Source organism: Microcystis ichthyoblabe FBCC-A1114 (assembly GCF_050500245.1).
Lineage (GTDB): Bacteria > Cyanobacteriota > Cyanobacteriia > Cyanobacteriales > Microcystaceae > Microcystis > Microcystis ichthyoblabe_A.
Genome location: NZ_CP191408.1, coordinates 1,727,018 through 1,742,225 on the forward strand (window position 1 = coordinate 1,727,018; position 15,208 = coordinate 1,742,225).

Annotated in this window: 13 protein-coding genes; 9 read left to right on the forward strand and 4 right to left on the reverse strand. The window is 43.2% G+C overall.

From position 1 onward, the window contains the following. Positions 1-7 precede the first annotated feature (7 nt). From ACQY1Y_RS08400 to ACQY1Y_RS08410, 3 genes are all read left to right on the forward strand, one after another. Positions 8-592 (forward strand): pseudouridine synthase, encoded by a 585-nt coding sequence (locus ACQY1Y_RS08400; RefSeq protein ID WP_002751273.1) that lies wholly within the window; start codon positions 8-10, stop codon positions 590-592. 104 nt (positions 593-696) lie between these two features. Next, positions 697-2,085: an AAA family ATPase gene (locus ACQY1Y_RS08405; RefSeq protein ID WP_430014366.1), complete on the forward strand. Its 1,389-nt coding sequence runs from the start codon at positions 697-699 to the stop codon at positions 2,083-2,085. Then, on the forward strand, positions 2,085-2,651 hold the full coding sequence (locus ACQY1Y_RS08410; RefSeq protein ID WP_430014367.1) for a hypothetical protein: 567 nt from the start codon (positions 2,085-2,087) through the stop codon (positions 2,649-2,651). Before ACQY1Y_RS08405 ends, ACQY1Y_RS08410 begins: the two co-directional genes overlap by 1 nt. A 74-nt stretch (positions 2,652-2,725) precedes the next feature. Here ACQY1Y_RS08410 and ACQY1Y_RS08415 read toward each other — a convergent pair whose 3' ends face one another. Further along, complete coding sequence (locus ACQY1Y_RS08415) at positions 2,726-3,154, reverse strand: hypothetical protein (protein WP_002743840.1); 429 nt, start codon at positions 3,152-3,154, stop codon at positions 2,726-2,728. Between the two features lie 198 nt (positions 3,155-3,352). On the opposite strand from ACQY1Y_RS08415, the gene ACQY1Y_RS08420 reads away from it, so the two are divergent. Continuing rightward, positions 3,353-4,657, forward strand: coding sequence for a hypothetical protein (locus ACQY1Y_RS08420; protein ID WP_430014368.1), 1,305 nt, complete (start codon positions 3,353-3,355; stop codon positions 4,655-4,657). 149 nt (positions 4,658-4,806) lie between these two features. On the opposite strand, the gene ACQY1Y_RS08425 is transcribed toward ACQY1Y_RS08420, so the two are convergent. Then, complete coding sequence (locus ACQY1Y_RS08425) at positions 4,807-6,333, reverse strand: YifB family Mg chelatase-like AAA ATPase (protein ID WP_430014369.1); 1,527 nt, start codon at positions 6,331-6,333, stop codon at positions 4,807-4,809. Between the two features lie 181 nt (positions 6,334-6,514). Here ACQY1Y_RS08425 and ACQY1Y_RS08430 point away from each other — a divergent pair, with 181 nt between their 5' ends. Both ACQY1Y_RS08430 and ACQY1Y_RS08435 read left to right on the forward strand, forming a co-directional pair. After that, complete coding sequence (locus ACQY1Y_RS08430) at positions 6,515-6,856, forward strand: histidine triad nucleotide-binding protein (RefSeq protein WP_430014370.1); 342 nt, start codon at positions 6,515-6,517, stop codon at positions 6,854-6,856. 83 nt (positions 6,857-6,939) lie between these two features. Then, on the forward strand, positions 6,940-7,500 hold the full coding sequence (locus ACQY1Y_RS08435; RefSeq protein ID WP_287233942.1) for a retropepsin-like aspartic protease family protein: 561 nt from the start codon (positions 6,940-6,942) through the stop codon (positions 7,498-7,500). 228 nt (positions 7,501-7,728) lie between these two features. Here ACQY1Y_RS08435 and hppD read toward each other — a convergent pair whose 3' ends face one another. Both hppD and ACQY1Y_RS08445 read right to left on the reverse strand, forming a co-directional pair. Beyond that, the gene (hppD, locus tag ACQY1Y_RS08440) at positions 7,729-8,814 is read right to left on the reverse strand and encodes a 4-hydroxyphenylpyruvate dioxygenase (protein WP_430014371.1); all 1,086 of its coding nucleotides are present in this window, start codon (positions 8,812-8,814) and stop codon (positions 7,729-7,731) included. 119 nt (positions 8,815-8,933) lie between these two features. Beyond that, entirely contained in the window at positions 8,934-9,638 is a 705-nt protein-coding gene (locus ACQY1Y_RS08445; protein ID WP_271992776.1) for an SDR family oxidoreductase, read from the reverse strand. 131 nt (positions 9,639-9,769) lie between these two features. Between ACQY1Y_RS08445 and sat the strand changes: the two genes are divergently transcribed. From sat to ACQY1Y_RS08460, 3 genes are all read left to right on the forward strand, one after another. After that, the gene (gene sat / locus ACQY1Y_RS08450; RefSeq protein ID WP_430014372.1) at positions 9,770-10,939 is read left to right on the forward strand and encodes a sulfate adenylyltransferase; all 1,170 of its coding nucleotides are present in this window, start codon (positions 9,770-9,772) and stop codon (positions 10,937-10,939) included. Positions 10,940-11,287: 348 nt separating this feature from the next. Next, positions 11,288-13,363, forward strand: coding sequence for a caspase family protein (locus tag ACQY1Y_RS08455; protein ID WP_430014373.1), 2,076 nt, complete (start codon positions 11,288-11,290; stop codon positions 13,361-13,363). 76 nt (positions 13,364-13,439) lie between these two features. Next, entirely contained in the window at positions 13,440-15,077 is a 1,638-nt protein-coding gene (locus tag ACQY1Y_RS08460) for a DUF6930 domain-containing protein (protein WP_430014374.1), read from the forward strand. Positions 15,078-15,208: the final 131 nt, after the last annotated feature.

Sequence of the window (15,208 nt, forward strand, 5' to 3'; positions counted from 1 at the left end):
TTTTCCCTTGAATAAATATATCCTTTTTTATAAACCCTACGATGTATTATGTCAGTTTACTGATGAAAATGGGCGCTCGACTTTAAAAGATTATATTCCCATCCCGAATATCTATTCTGTCGGTCGTTTAGATAGGGATAGCGAGGGATTATTATTACTCACAGATAACGGTCAATTACAGCATCGTTTAGGTCATCGTCAATTTGCTCATCCGCGCACCTATTGGGTACAAGTCGAAAGAATTCCAGACCTAAACGCTTTAGAAAAATTGCGTCAAGGTCTTCCTATTCAGGATTATCGCACTCGACCGGCAATAGTTAATTTACTAGATTTTGAACCAGATTTACCCCCCAGAGAGCCACCGATTCGTTATCGAAAATCTGTCCCCACCGCTTGGTTAGAAATTACCTTAACTGAGGGAAGAAATCGTCAGGTAAGAAGGATGACGGCAGCCGTTGGTTATCCCACTTTAAGATTAATTAGAACAGCCATTACTATTGATAAAAACAATAAATTATGCTTAACAGGATTACAACCTGGTCAATGGCGAGAAGTAACTGAAAAAGAGAGAAAAGCCTTAGAAAGGTTATAATTTCTGTAAGTAACCTTGATAACCAAAGTTGAATGTATAGTTTGGGACTTGATCAAATTACCCACAATTATCTATAATCGTGAATATTAAACCGAAAGACAAATATGAAAGTTAAAATTAAAAATCTTGGCATTTTAAAACAGGCAGAATTCAGTCTAGGCGACCTCACAATTATCTGTGGTCGTAATAATACAGGTAAAACTTATGCTACATATTCTTTATTCGGTTTTTTAGACACTTGGCGAAGACTATTAACGGGGCCAAGATTTGGCCTCAAAGAAAAAATTGAGCAACTACTTTCTGATGGTGTAATTAGTCTCGATCTACAGGAGTATGTTCAACAGTGTGAAAGTATTCTTACTACAGGTTGTCAAAGATATATTCAACAAATACCTGAAGTTTTTGCTGCCAACGAGGAGAGGTTTAAAAATGTTGATTTTCAGATAGAATTAAATTTTGATAATATTCAATTTAAAAAGAAGTATGAAAAGAAAATTAGTACAGCAACATGGGAAATTATCTCGATTAGCAAACATGAAAATGAGCCTTATTTATCCATTACATTATTAACAGAAAAAGAAAAAATAAATCTGCCAGTGCATTTTCTTGAGGATATCATTTACGACAGCATCCAAGATATAATTTTCTCTCAGTTTTTTCCTAGGCCATTTATTGCCAGTGCAGAAAGAACAGGAGCGGCAATTTTTCGCAAAGAGTTAAATTTTGCTCGTAATCGTTTACTGGAAGAAATTAGCAAAAATAGCAATTTTGATCCTAGGGAACTGTTATTTAATGTTTCTCAGGATTATGCGCTACCGGTCAAAAAAAATGTAGATTTTACTAGACAAATAGAAACAATTGTCAAAAAAACTAGCTTTATTGCCGAAAATCATCCCAGTATTTTAGAAGATTTTGCCGATATTATTGGTGGTCAATATATGATTACTAGCAATGATGAACTTTATTACATTCCTAAAGGAAAAAAACTTAGACTATCGATGGATGAAAGTTCTAGTGCTGTACGTTCTCTTTTAGACATTGGCTTTTATTTAAGACACGAAGCTCGAATCGGAGATTTGTTGATAGTAGATGAACCTGAATTAAATCTCCATCCAGAAAATCAACGCCGTATCGCTAAACTTTTCGCTCGACTGATCAACATTGGTATTAAAGTTTTTATCACTACTCACAGTGATTATATTATCAAAGAAATAAACACATTAATTATGCTCAACCATGATCAACCACACCTGAAACAAATTGCCGCAGAAGAAGGCTATAGACAAGAGGAATTATTATCGGCTAATCAAGTTAAAGTCTATATTGCTGAAGAAGATTCAAAGATGTTAAAAGGACAAAAAAGAAAAACCAAATTTCACACTTTAAACCCCGCTAAAATTGATCCAAAAATGGGTATTGAGGCGCGTAGTTTTGATACTACTATCGAAAATATGAATCGTATTCAAACGGCTATTATTTGGGGTGAGGAGTAATGTCTGATATTGCTATCCTCAAAGAAATGATTAGGGATTGTGCGATAGTAGAGTTGGAATACAAAAAAGAGTACAAACGAGATAGTTATTTACTGAAACTGACAGAAAATCAAGATAACTATTCGTTTGTGATTAGTGGAATGCCTAAACCCGATCGAGGTATTGTGATTAAGCTAGATGAGTTTTTTGATGTCCGCACAATTTTTACTGGTAGTAAAGGTGAGTGTAAGCGTGCAGACTTTATAATTATTGCTAATACCAATTCTGAAAAAGTTATCCTTTGTCTGGAAATGAAGAAAAGCAGAGATTCTAATTCATCGATAACTAAACAATTAAAAGGAGCCAAATGCTTTGTCTCCTATTGTCGTGAAATCGGACGCTTATTTTGGAATCAACCCGATTTTCTTCGGGACTATCAATATCGCTTTGTTAGTATTAAAAATATCAGTATGTCTAAAACAACCACGAGCAGCCGTAAACCTTCTCAAAAAAGTGAGATTCACGATCAACCAGAAAAAATGTTAAAAATTTCCGCTCAAGCGAAGCACTTTCAAGAATTAATTTAGTCCTATAGCTTGACATTATGACCGATTTAATCTCGATCGAATAACGATCTTTTGCCGAGAGTGCCGAAAGAGCCTTATCGATGCTCATTTTTAAAAACTTCAAACACCTGCCGGCTGAAATATTTTAACTTATCAGCCACCTTAGGAGAGGGTTGATAATTGCCGACTAATTGCCAATTTTCCACCGTAGATAGTCGCCAAGCGGTTCCTTGATGGTTAAAAGCCTGCATTTCTAAGCCAATCAAACGCTGATGCTGATCCTCGCTATCGAGATGAAAACGAATTTGTACCAGAATACTGCGCCCTTGAATTCTGGGACTCCAACCCGGAAAATGGAAAGCGATATCGATCGAGTCGGGATCCGTTAACTCCCTTGTGTGGGGATCATTGCGCCAAGGTTTCAGATCTGCCTTTGCATCGGGGAATTGTTGTTTAAACAGGTTGACGAGTGTGGCGATCTTCGCCGTTAATTCTAATCCTTTTGCCTGTTCCGACGCATTCATGCTCACCTCTGATAATTGCTTATAAAGTAACTATTTATACAGTTTAGCCCTGCTTTTTGCGACTATTGGGACAATTATAACGATATTTTCTCGATCGAGTCCAAAATGCCGCACCTGTCAATCCAGATAGCCGCTGCCAAAAAGACAAAATCAAAACTACACTAGAAAATAGGATAATCGAGAGGAACAGTATTTTCTATGAATCCCCAAGAGTCTCTATTACAATCGATCGAAAAATTAGGCTATCGGGTTACGGTGGGTGATGTGGCGGCAAAATCAGGTTTAGAGATTAACGCTGCACAACAGGGATTATTAGCTTTAGCTGCGGAAGCGGGGGGACATTTACAGGTAGCAGATACGGGGGAGATTATCTATCTTTTCCCCGAAAATTTTCGGTCGATTCTTCTGAATAAATATTGGCAATTGCAGTTAAAAGCTTTCGGGAGTAAAATCTGGAAAGTAGTTTTTTATGTTATTCGCATTTCCTTCGGCATTGTTTTAATTATTTCGATTTTAATCCTGTTGCTGGCTATCCTAGCGATCCTGATCGGCTTAATGTTTAAAGATAGTGACTCGGATAACAATTCGGGAAATAATAACATTAATATTAACTTCTTTCCCACGGACTTTTTCTGGATTTTTTATCCCGATTTTGGTAATAACTACTACGAAAGAAGAGATCGGGAAGTTAAGGCAGACAAACCCCCTAGTAAGATGAATTTTCTCGAGGCAGTTTTTTCTTTTCTTTTTGGCGATGGCGATCCTAATTTTAATTTAGAGGAGAGACGCTGGCAAATTATCGGTAAAGTAATTCAAAATAATCGTGGCTCGATTATCGCTCCACAAATTGCCCCCTATCTCGATAGTATTACCCCCAGTCATGAGGAGACAGAAGATTATATACTACCAGTTTTAACTCGCTTTAATGGATTGCCGCAAGTATCCGATCGAGGCGATATTATCTATTATTTTCCTGATCTACAGGTGACAACCAAAGAGAGAAAATTACAAACAGTTTCCCCCTATCTAAAGGAAAAACGCTGGAAGTTTAGCGAAGCAGATAGCGGTCAAATTATCCTAGCTTTAGGTTTAGGGGTGGTTAACTTTATCCTCGCTTTAGTTTTAGGATCTTTGCTCAACAGTGATAGTGTGGATTTGAGCGGTTCTCTGGGGTCAATAGTCACAGGAATCTACGGTTTTCTCCTCAGTTATGCCGGTGCTTTTTTGGGGATTCCCCTCGGTCGTTATTTCTTTTTACAGTGGAGAAATGAGCGGGTTAATCAACGCAATCAACAGCGAGAAAAAAGAGCAGACCTATTAGCACAAAATAATCCTGAATTAGAGCAAAAACTGGACTACTCTCGTCAATTTGCTGACCAAAAAGTGATTACAGATGCTGATATTAGTTATTCTACCGATCAAGACTATCTCGAACAAGAGATCGAGCGCTCCGATAAAATCGATCAAGAATGGCAAAAACGCTTAGAATCCCCCGATTCTTGACTCCTGACTTGAAAGAGGGTGTAGGGTGTGGGGTGTGGGGTGTGGGGAAAGAAACCTCTTTCATCTGTGGTGGTGAAAATTTTTTCATCAGCACTGACTCCCCAGACTCCTGACTCCTAACCCCACCAACAAACTTTTTGCCGCAAACCCTAACTTAAACGATCGAGAGTGCGATACTGAATTGCTTCGGCAACGTGGGAACTTTTCAGCATTTCACTATCTCCTAAATCGGCAATGGTGCGGGCAACTTTGAGAATACGATCCATTGCTCGGGCCGATAAACCCAATTTTCGGATTGCCCCTTCTAAAATATGGCGACTACTATCATCCAGAGCGCAAAAACGCCGCAAATGCTCGGAATTCATCTCCGCATTAGAGCGAATCCCCGTATTCTGAAAGCGATCGCTGGCCTTTTGCCGGGCCCCTTGTACCCGTTGCCGCACTTGCTCAGAAGCTTCTCCCCGACTCTCTTGGGTCATTTCTTCCGGTTTCAGGCGATTTACCGTCACTTGTAGGTCAATACGGTCTAAAAGCGGCCCCGATAATTTCGCCCAATATTGTTCCCGTTGTCGCGGGGAACAGCTGCAGGGTTGCACCGAATCGCCGTAATAACCACAGGGACAGGGATTGGTACTGGCCACCAAGGTAAAACGGGCCGGAAAAGCGACGGAAAGACGAGTGCGAGAAATGCTCACATAACCATCCTCTAGGGGTTGTCGGAGATATTCCAAGACACTGCGCTTAAATTCCGTTAATTCGTCCAAAAATAAAATACCACGGTGGGAAAGGGAGATTTCCCCCGGTCGGGGATAAGTGCCACCTCCCACCAGCGCCGCTCCGGAAGCGGAGTGATGGGGACTGCGAAAAGGACGCTCGCGCACCAGGGAACCTCGATCTTTCAGTAATCCAGCGACGGAATGAATCTGGGAGACTTCTAGGGATTCGGCAAAGGTAAGCTGGGGCAGAATACCGGGTAAACGTCGCGCTAACATGGTTTTACCGCTGCCCGGTGGCCCGACAAAAATTAGGTTATGACCTCCAGCTGCGGCAATTTCCAGGGCCCGACGGCCAATGGCTTGACCTTTAACATCCTTGAGATCGGGGAGATTTACTCGCGATCGCCCAAATTCCTCGGCAGCGTTAAAAGTCATCGGTGAATGGCGATCGGGTTCATTTAAGAAATTTACCACTTCCGATAGATGACGAAACCCATACACTTGTACGCCTTTGACCACGGCCGCTTCTTTGGCATTATCGGCGGGAACCACTAAACCCTTAATCCCCATTTTTTCGGCAGCGGCAGCAATGGGTAAAACCCCCGCCACGGGACGCAAACTACCATCGAGGGATAATTCGCCTAAAAAGAGAAAATCCCCCAATAAATCGGCTTCTACCTGTTCGGAAGCCCCTAAAATGCCGATACTAATCGGTAAATCATAAATTGGACCCTCTTTGCGGATATCGGCAGGACTTAAATTGATGACAATTTTGCGGATGGGAAAGGCAAATCCGGCATTTTTTAGGGAAGCTTTTACCCTTTCTTTCGACTCCTGCACGGCGGTATCGGGTAAACCCACCACGGCAATTCCGGGCAATCCCCCCGATACATCCACCTCTACCCCGATTTTAATGGCATCGATGCCGATAATTGCCGCACTCCAAACCCTTGCTAACATTTTGGCTCAAGTAAAAATAAAGTGAGTTCTTAGGAAAATGAAACAGGATGTTAGGCTAGTTTTCCGCATAAAAATGATTTTATCTGGGAATTTACCCTGAAAATCAGCCTATTTCTCGGGATAACCTAGCCAGAAAAGCTGAGAGCTTAATGGTATAGTTGAAAAAAAAAGCAATTTGTCTATGAGTGAGACTATTTTTAGCAAAATTATCCGGAAAGAAATTCCCGCCTCGATCGTCTATGAAGATGATCTGGTTCTCGCTTTTCGAGATGTTAATCCCCAAGCACCCACCCATATCCTCATTATCCCCAAAAAACCGATTCCGAAACTAGAGGAAGCCAGTGAAGGCGATCAAGATTTATTGGGACATTTGTTACTAACTGTTAAAAAGGTGGCCGCCGAAGCTAAATTAAGTCAAGGTTATCGAGTAGTGATCAATAATGGGGAACATGGAGGTCAAACCGTCGATCATCTTCATGTCCATCTTTTGGGCGATCGCCCAATGGACTGGCCTCCGGGTTAAACCCTCTTATTTTCCCGCATTTTTGGGGAATTATAGAGCTAGAAGCGTTTTTTTCCTGAGTCGGTCTTCTCGATGTTAAACCCATGAATAGGTCTCTTTCTGCGATCGCTTTGTCCAGCACCCTGCTGTTATTTCCCTTCACCCCCACGACTCTCGCTCAATCGCAATGCTTTCTACCAGAATGTTTTCTACTATGCTTTCTCCAAAGAGCAGATGGACAACACATAGATCTTAGCCGTCTCTGTGGCGGTTCATCTAGAAATAGGAAAAATTCCCCGCAAGTTTATCAGCTACCGATTCAACGCCGGGTTAAAGGCATTCCCACGGTGATGGTAGTTTTTAATCACCGTCACTCCTATGAAATGCTTTTTGATACAGGTGCTAGTGGCATCGTCCTCACCGATGCCATGGCGAAAGCGATGAAAGTCAAACGGGAAAGGAAAGTAATCAATAATACCGCCGGCGGTGTCGTTACTGGTTATCTTGGTCGCATTAATTTTGTTAAAGCTGGCGAGATGACTTTATATAATCAGATTGTTAATATTTCTCCCCAAATGAAAGGGTTAGGACTCTTGGGACAAACCTTTTTTGGTTCCTATGATGTCACGATCAAAAAAGATGTGATTGAATTACGTTATCGTTGATAAGTAGCTGGTTATAATTAAATTAAAAATGGATTTTAGGTTCGATCCCCCCTGCCCCCCTTGATAAGGGGGGTGCCGATAGGCGGGGGGATCCCCCCTGCCCCCCTTGATAAGGGGGGTGCCGATAGGCGGGGGGATCCCCCCTGCCCCCCTTGATAAGGGGGGTGCCTGAAAACTTTTAACACCTACCTACTTAGTCTCATGGGAAAAATGCTCGCTTTCCTGACTTTAATCTAAAGTTCCTCGCTGTATTTGCTCCCGTTCGATCGCTTCAAATAGGGCCTGGAAGTTGCCTTCTCCAAAACCTCTAGCGGCATGACGGCGCTCGATTAATTCAAAAAAGAAAGTCGGCTGGGAAAAAATTGGTTTAGTGAAAATTTGCAGTAAAGTCGGCTTTTCTAATAGGGAATAACTATTTTGTTCAAAATCAATGAGAATTTCCTGTTTTTTGATTTCTGACCATTCCCAATCAGCAATATTAAAATCTTTTTTTTGATAGTCAATTTGTTGATAATAACTGTTGGGAACTGATAGAAATTCTACTTTCCTTTCTTTTAATTTTTGAGTTAATCTTAAAATATTTTCTGTTTTTAAAGCAATGTGTTGAATGCCAGATTTTTGATTAATATCTAAAAATTCTTGAATTTGAGAACTGTTACTATCTGGTTCATTAATTGGTAATTTTAATTCAGTTTCGGGGTGAACAAGTACCTGGGAATAAAGACCAGAACGCTCCGTTTTAATAGTAAAAGTTTGCCTTTTTTTAAAGCCTAAATTTTCCTCATACCAATTGGCTGTTAACTCTAAATTTCCCTGAAAAACATTTAAAACTAAATGATCAATTGCCAGAATATCCTGATTATATTGTTCCTTGCTATCATACTCAATCAGATTAGGATCGGCTAAAATTGGCGTGATTCCCTGTCTTTCAATTAACGTATGTTTGAGATCAGCAATGCTAGAGATTTGACAGCTTTTTATCTTACCCCTAGCCAAAACAGTTTCCTGAATAAAAATATCCTGTTTAATTTTCCTAGCTAAACTGTCTAAATCCTCCACTTGAAAAGCTACATCCACCACACCTTCAGGATATTTACTTAAAAATTCCGCCACGGGACTAAGGGAATTTAAGGGAGAAGATAAGATAAAAATAATCTGTTTAGTTTTATCTTTTTGGATTCCATTGCCAACTATTTCCGTGTGCGTGTGGAGATTAACTAAACTTGCGATCGCCTGAAAATCCATCACCCGCACCAACCAATCTCGCCATTTTTTGGCCGATTCTACATAAAAATGAATATGATCAACAAACATAGATAAAGTCAAAAAAAGGTTTTTTTCAGTGAGCAGTAAACAGTGAAAATAAAACTCCGAACTTGCCACTTAATGCTATTCACTGATAACTGATAACTGATAACTGAAAAAGCTGACGACTAAAAAAAGAGATGACTATCGGGTTGAATATTAATTTCCATGGGGACGGCTTGGGGTTCAGCATTCATGGCAAAATAGATAGCATCAGCGGCAGTTTGAGCGGTTAACATTTTATTGCGATCAACTTTTAAACTCACCTGATCCCAAAAAGGAGTATCGACACCACCAAAATAGAATAAAGTCATTTTAATACCATAGCGTTTTAACTCATCGGCCAAACATTTACTAAAACCGACCACCCCGTACTTAGAAGCACAATAAGCGGCAGCCATAGCCATAGAATGCTTACCCAAAATTCCCACCACATTACAGATATGACCAGCCTTATTTTCCTTCATCACATTAGCGGCAGCCTGACAGGTATAAAAACTCCCCTTCAGATTGAGGTCGAGCATTTTATCTAAATCTTCCGGCGTGATTTTATTATATTGTTTCATCACACCGGCTCCGGCCGCATTAACCAACACATCCAACCGGCCGTAATGGGAGACAATTTTTGCCATCAAAGTTTCCACCTGAGTGGGATTGGTGATATCCGTCGGCACAATTAACGAGGGACAAGACAACTCACCAGCTAAATTAGATAAATTATCGGCATTTCTGGCCACTAATACGAGTTTATGACCATTAACAGCTAGTTTACGCGCTAAAGTGGCACCGATACCCCCCGTAGCACCGACAATCAGGACAACTTTTTCGCTCATAATTATTGATAATTCTTTACAAATCTTATTGTAAACTGTTCCGACTGGAAAATCATCGCTAGTCCCAACCCCTTGATTAAGGGTTAACCAACTTCTGATAGGATAAACCGTGACAATGTAAAGAAATTTTTATGACTGTACTGACCGAAGGAATCGCGCCCCACGGTGGGCAATTAATTAATCGTATTGCTACCGCTGCCGAAAAAGCCGAATTTCTGGCCCTAGCTGAAAAACTACCGCGAGTTTCCCTAGATGAACGAGCGCTTTCGGATTTAGTTATGATTGCTATTGGTGGTTTCAGTCCCCTCAAAGGCTTTATGGAACAGGACGACTACGAAAAAGTCGTCGATGATATGCGTCTAATCAATGGTTTACCCTGGGCAATTCCCGTGACTCTTTCCGTTAGCGAAGAAGTGGCGGATCCCCTCAAAGAAGGCAACTGGATTCGTTTAGATGACAGCGAAGGTAACTTTGTCGGAGTCCTGGAACTAACCCAAAAATACCGTTACAATAAGGCCCACGAAGCAGTTAACGTCTATCGTACCGACGACCAGAAACACCCCGGGGTAAAAGTCCTCTATGAACAGGGAGAAATTAACCTCTCAGGTCCAATATGGTTACTTCAGCGCGATCCTCATCCTCAGTTTCCCAAATATCAGATCGATCCTCTGCAATCGCGCAAAATGTTCCACGAAAAAGCTTGGAAAACGATTGTCGGTTTCCAAACCCGTAATCCCATCCACCGGGCCCACGAATACATTCAAAAATGCGCCCTAGAAGTGGTAGATGGTTTATTCTTGCATCCCCTTGTCGGCGCTACCAAAAGCGATGATGTACCGGCCGATGTGCGGATGCGTTGCTATGAGATCATGATGGATAAATACTTTCCCCAAGATCGCGTTATTCTAGCTATCAACCCCTCAGCTATGCGTTACGCCGGCCCCCGGGAAGCAATTTTCCACGCTATTATCCGTAAAAACTACGGTTGTACCCATTTTATCGTCGGTCGTGACCATGCCGGAGTCGGCGACTACTACGGAACCTACGATGCTCAGTATATCTTTGATGAGTTCGAGCCGGGGGAATTGGGAATCGTGCCGATGAAGTTTGAACACGCTTTCTACTGTACCCGCACTTCGGGAATGGCAACCACCAAAACTAGCCCCAGTTTACCGGAAGAAAGAATACACCTTTCGGGAACAAAAGTCCGGGAACTGCTGCGCAAAGGAGAATTACCACCTCCGGAATTCTCCCGTCCAGAAGTGGCTGCCGAATTAATCCGCGCCATGCAAGGATCTTGACATCCTCGCCGCCCTAAAAGTGCGGCGATTCCTAAACCTCACGATTTAAGTTTCTGCTTCAACCACCGTTGCATACCACGGTTAAAAAACCATGTACTGTCTTACACAAAGTCCACAGACTTTCGCTCCATTTCAGAAGCCCGATTCCGTGTGTCCCACGGTACGGTTCTGACTAAACGCTTCTTGTACTTGTTGCGCGCGACTTTTTGCCCGGACAAGCTTTTCTGAACGGAACTCCCTAAGCCGAGTTTTCAAGGTGCTGTCCGCCCACTTGGTTTTCGAGACGGTCTTTTTAATTCTAACGTAAAGCCGCCGTTCTACGGCGGGGTTTCCCACCCAAAATTTTCGATGAACATAACTAGGCGAGAATTGATCCAGCAGACAGGTTGGGGGTTGCTGACTTTGGCGATTAGTCAAGGGACAGTTAACCGTCATTTGGCTGCTCTCGCCGCCCCTAATCCCAGAAAATTGGCTCTTTTAGTCGGTATTGACCAGTATGGGGCGAATATTCCGCCGCTGCCAGGTTGTCTCACCGATGTGGAGTTACAAAAAGACCTTCTCCGTTATCGTTTTGGCTTTCAGGATGCTGATATAGTAACTTTAACGGGACAACAAGCCAGTGGAGAAGCGATCAAATCGGCTTTTTTAGAACACCTGATCGCCCAAGCCAAGGCAGGGGATGTGGTCATTTTTCACTTTAGCGGTTATGGCAGTCTTGGGGCCGGAAAAGAGGTTTTTATTACTGCTGATGGGGCAGAAAATGCTTTAATCAAGGAAAATATCCTGCTGATGGCTCGCTGTCTAGCTACGGATAAGTTTAGCTTGATTTTTGATAGTAGTCATCTCCCCCAACCTCAGCCCTATCTCGGTAATCTTCGCGTTCGTTCCTATCCCGAAACCCTTACTGATCTTAACCCCGCCGAATTAACTTTCGCTACCGATATTAAAACCCGTTTTAACCTCAAAAATAAGCCTAGTAACGGCGTTATTCTCGCTGCCGCTAAACCGGAGCAAATCGCCCTGGAATTGAGCGGTAATAGCCCCAATGCTGGCTTATTCACCTATGATCTCACCCAGTATCTCTGGCAAGTTTCCCCCAGTCCGACAATGGCGATCGCTTTTCCCCATCTCCGTAATCTCGTCGCTAGTCACAGCAGTCAACAACAGCAACCGGCAATCCTGACCAGTAATCAAAAAAATAATTCTGCCCCGCCCTATCATACAACGTCAGAAACGTCAAGGGGTGGGGCGGCAATTGTTACAAATCTTATTGATGAACGCACCCTAGAAGTCAATCTGGTGGGCCTGCCCTTAGAAATCCTGGAAAATTACGGAATTAACTCCTGTTTGAGCTTTATTGAGGCGACCGGGGAGGAAATCAGCCTACAAATTCTCTCCCGTCAGGGTTTAAAAGCCAAAGCGCAATTATTATCCCCGGCTGCTTCCCTAGAAATAGGACAGATTCTAGAGGAAAAATTGCGGGTTTTTCCGAGTCAAATCGGCTTAATCGTCGGTTTGGATAGTAACTTAACCCGAATTGAACGGGTAGATGCCACCAGTACCTTTGCCAGTTTGCCCGATGTGGCCGCCGTGGTTAACATTGGCGAACAAACGGTAGATTGTCTCTTAAGTCGAGTTGGTGGCGAAGAAACTGGCAATTATCAGTTATTATCTCCCAATGGCTCCCTAATTATCGGTAGTTTAGGGGCAGCCAACGAAGCAATTAAATCGGGAATCAAACGACTGCAATCGCAACTAGAAACCCTGCTGGCCTGCAAATTGTGGCACTTGTTGATCAATCAAGAATCCTCCGGTTTAGCCGTCATTGTCACCCTCGAAAGCCTCGATCAAACCTATATCTCCACGGTGCCAACTCAAAAAATTGCGGGTAGCAGGGGGACTAATACCGCTAAAAACGACTTAATTCTGCCCGTCGGGACGGAAATTCGCTATCAAATTGAGAATCAAGAAGAACAACCCCTCTACGCAATGATCCTTGTCCTCAACAGCGATCGCCAACCGCTTTTATACTGTTCCCATTCAGAAAACCCCGATAATTTCAGCAATTCTAGCCCATTAGCCCCCTTTGTCGTGGCGGCCAAAACCAAGGCCACCATCCCCAATGACCGCCAAGGGCATTGGAAAATTAGTCAACCCAAGGGCATCAGAGAGAATATACTGATCCTCAGTCGCCATCCTTTCCCGAAAACCTTGACCCTTCTCAATGCCACTCAAAGCCTCAAGGGAGAAGCCAGCCCACTGCTCACCCTGACTAACCCCCTAGAAATAGCCAGAGCTTTCTGGAGCGATCTAAAATTAGATTTAGGCTTAAAAATGGATAATTCTGGCAGTGTAATTGATGAATACGCCTTTGATCTGGCAACTTGGTCAGGTTTCCGGTTTATCTATCAGGTTATGGACTAAATCGATAGAATAATTCTTATGGAATCCTTGAAAAGAAAAGGTTAAAATCCTAACACAGCTACCCCTAAATTTCCCGATGAATCTTCTGCCCCGGACGACCCAAAGCCGCCTCAAAAAAATCCCACAAATTCCCAGCGTTTGGGAAGGAGATCGTCGTGCTTTATCCTTATCCGAGAGAATGCCCCGGGCCACCCTAGAACCAAATCAAGAAAGCGGTGGCGAGTGCGTGATCTGGGTGGACGGCAGCGAGGGCTGTGTACGCGCTATGGAAGTAGTTTCCCCCGAAACCGGACCAGAGGCCATGGTGAGAACCTTAATCCGCGCCATCGAAACACCGCAAAGTCCCGCCCGGCCAGCGAGACCGAAAAAAATTATCGTCCGCGATCGAGAAACACAGTTTTTTCTGCGTGGGGTACTACAAGATCTCGATATCACCATCGATTATGTCCCCAATTTGCCCCTGATCGATGATCTCTTTCGTGGGTTCGAGGAGTTCCAAAATAACCGTCCCCCGGCAATTCCCCCCGCTTGGCAGTCCGCTTTAGTGAAAACTGCTCACGAAATTTGGAAAGCTGAACCCTGGTCCTCTTTGGCTGATTACGATATCTTGGAAATTAAGATCGATCGCCCCGATTTCCCGAATCTTTACGCCTGTATCATGGGAATGCTCGGTCGGGAATACGGAGTCATTCTCTATCGTTCCCTAGTATCCCTCAAACAATTCCGGCAGGCCGCTTTAGAAGAAAAATCGATGGAAAGATTAGAAAAAGCCTTTCTTTCCCAAGATTGCTGGTTTTTAAGCTACGAATTGGCCGATGATGATGAGGACGATGATGAGGATGACTACGATCTGGCCTCGGCTGCCCCTTCCCAGATTCATCCAGTTTTCGGCAGCGTGCATCCCTACGAAGGTATTCGCCCCTACTTGGATGAAGAAGAAGCCATCACGGTATATTTGGCTTTAATAGCTCTGTTGCGCTTTTTTAAAGGCAATCAATCCGCTTTATCCGAAGAACCGATCGGAGAATTACAGCGTCGTTTTCGCATTCCCCTCGATCCCGAACAAGCAAAAGGGGAAACCGTGGCCGTGACGGTGGCTACGATGCCCGATCTATGTGCGGAATTTATGCAACTCTTAGAGGAGGACGACGATGAGGATGATGATGAGGAAGAATCCGTACTCAAGGAAAATCTAGTCCCTGATAATGCACATCTGAGTCTGGGAATGGTTCCCTGGCAATTATTAGATAAAATTCGCAGTCGTCCGAAAATCCATTATCAACCCCAATCCGTACCCACAAAAGGAGAGGGTTTCCCCGTGGTGATGATCCAGACCTCCCGACCGAAAGCCAAGGAAATTATCGAAAAAATCGAACAAGCTGGCGGTTTGGAGGCTATTGGTTTTAACCCCGGCGAAGATCCCCTAGAAGATACCCGTTATGATCTGGGGATTCTGAAAATGGCTAATGGGGACCTCTATCTCTTTGGGGAATTCGAGCAAGATGATCCCGACCACCGTAATGCTCGCCGCAATTGGCAAAAACGCATCAAAAATACCGAGGGTTATTGTGGTTTGATTATTGCCATGGGGGTAACGGGTTCCTCCTGCGGTAATCCCCAATTAAACGATATGTTAGCCCTCTACGAGGCAAAATCGATCGATAGTAAAGATTTAGACTTGGGAGTTTTGACTCTTATGCCTCACTTTGGTTAATTTTAACGGAGGCAGGGGGCAGAGGGCAGGCTTCGGGCATTACCCAAGCGCCTAAGAGAAGTTGTATCCCTAACAATGGAACAATCAAACTAGGGTCCCTGTGAGGTGAAAGTCTCATGCACGGTTCTGAA

Coding starts and splice junctions, on each gene's coding strand:
- ACQY1Y_RS08405 (WP_430014366.1), top strand. CDS start 697: ATGAAAGTTAAAATTAAAAATCTTGGCATTTTAAAACAGGCAGAATTC.
- ACQY1Y_RS08410 (WP_430014367.1), top strand. CDS start 2,085: ATGTCTGATATTGCTATCCTCAAAGAAATGATTAGGGATTGTGCGATA.
- ACQY1Y_RS08415 (WP_002743840.1), bottom strand. CDS start 3,154: ATGAATGCGTCGGAACAGGCAAAAGGATTAGAATTAACGGCGAAGATC.
- ACQY1Y_RS08420 (WP_430014368.1), top strand. CDS start 3,353: ATGAATCCCCAAGAGTCTCTATTACAATCGATCGAAAAATTAGGCTAT.
- ACQY1Y_RS08425 (WP_430014369.1), bottom strand. CDS start 6,333: ATGTTAGCAAGGGTTTGGAGTGCGGCAATTATCGGCATCGATGCCATT.
- ACQY1Y_RS08430 (WP_430014370.1), top strand. CDS start 6,515: ATGAGTGAGACTATTTTTAGCAAAATTATCCGGAAAGAAATTCCCGCC.
- ACQY1Y_RS08435 (WP_287233942.1), top strand. CDS start 6,940: ATGAATAGGTCTCTTTCTGCGATCGCTTTGTCCAGCACCCTGCTGTTA.
- hppD (WP_430014371.1), bottom strand. CDS start 8,814: ATGTTTGTTGATCATATTCATTTTTATGTAGAATCGGCCAAAAAATGG.
- ACQY1Y_RS08445 (WP_271992776.1), bottom strand. CDS start 9,638: ATGAGCGAAAAAGTTGTCCTGATTGTCGGTGCTACGGGGGGTATCGGT.
- sat (WP_430014372.1), top strand. CDS start 9,770: ATGACTGTACTGACCGAAGGAATCGCGCCCCACGGTGGGCAATTAATT.
- ACQY1Y_RS08455 (WP_430014373.1), top strand. CDS start 11,288: ATGAACATAACTAGGCGAGAATTGATCCAGCAGACAGGTTGGGGGTTG.
- ACQY1Y_RS08460 (WP_430014374.1), top strand. CDS start 13,440: ATGAATCTTCTGCCCCGGACGACCCAAAGCCGCCTCAAAAAAATCCCA.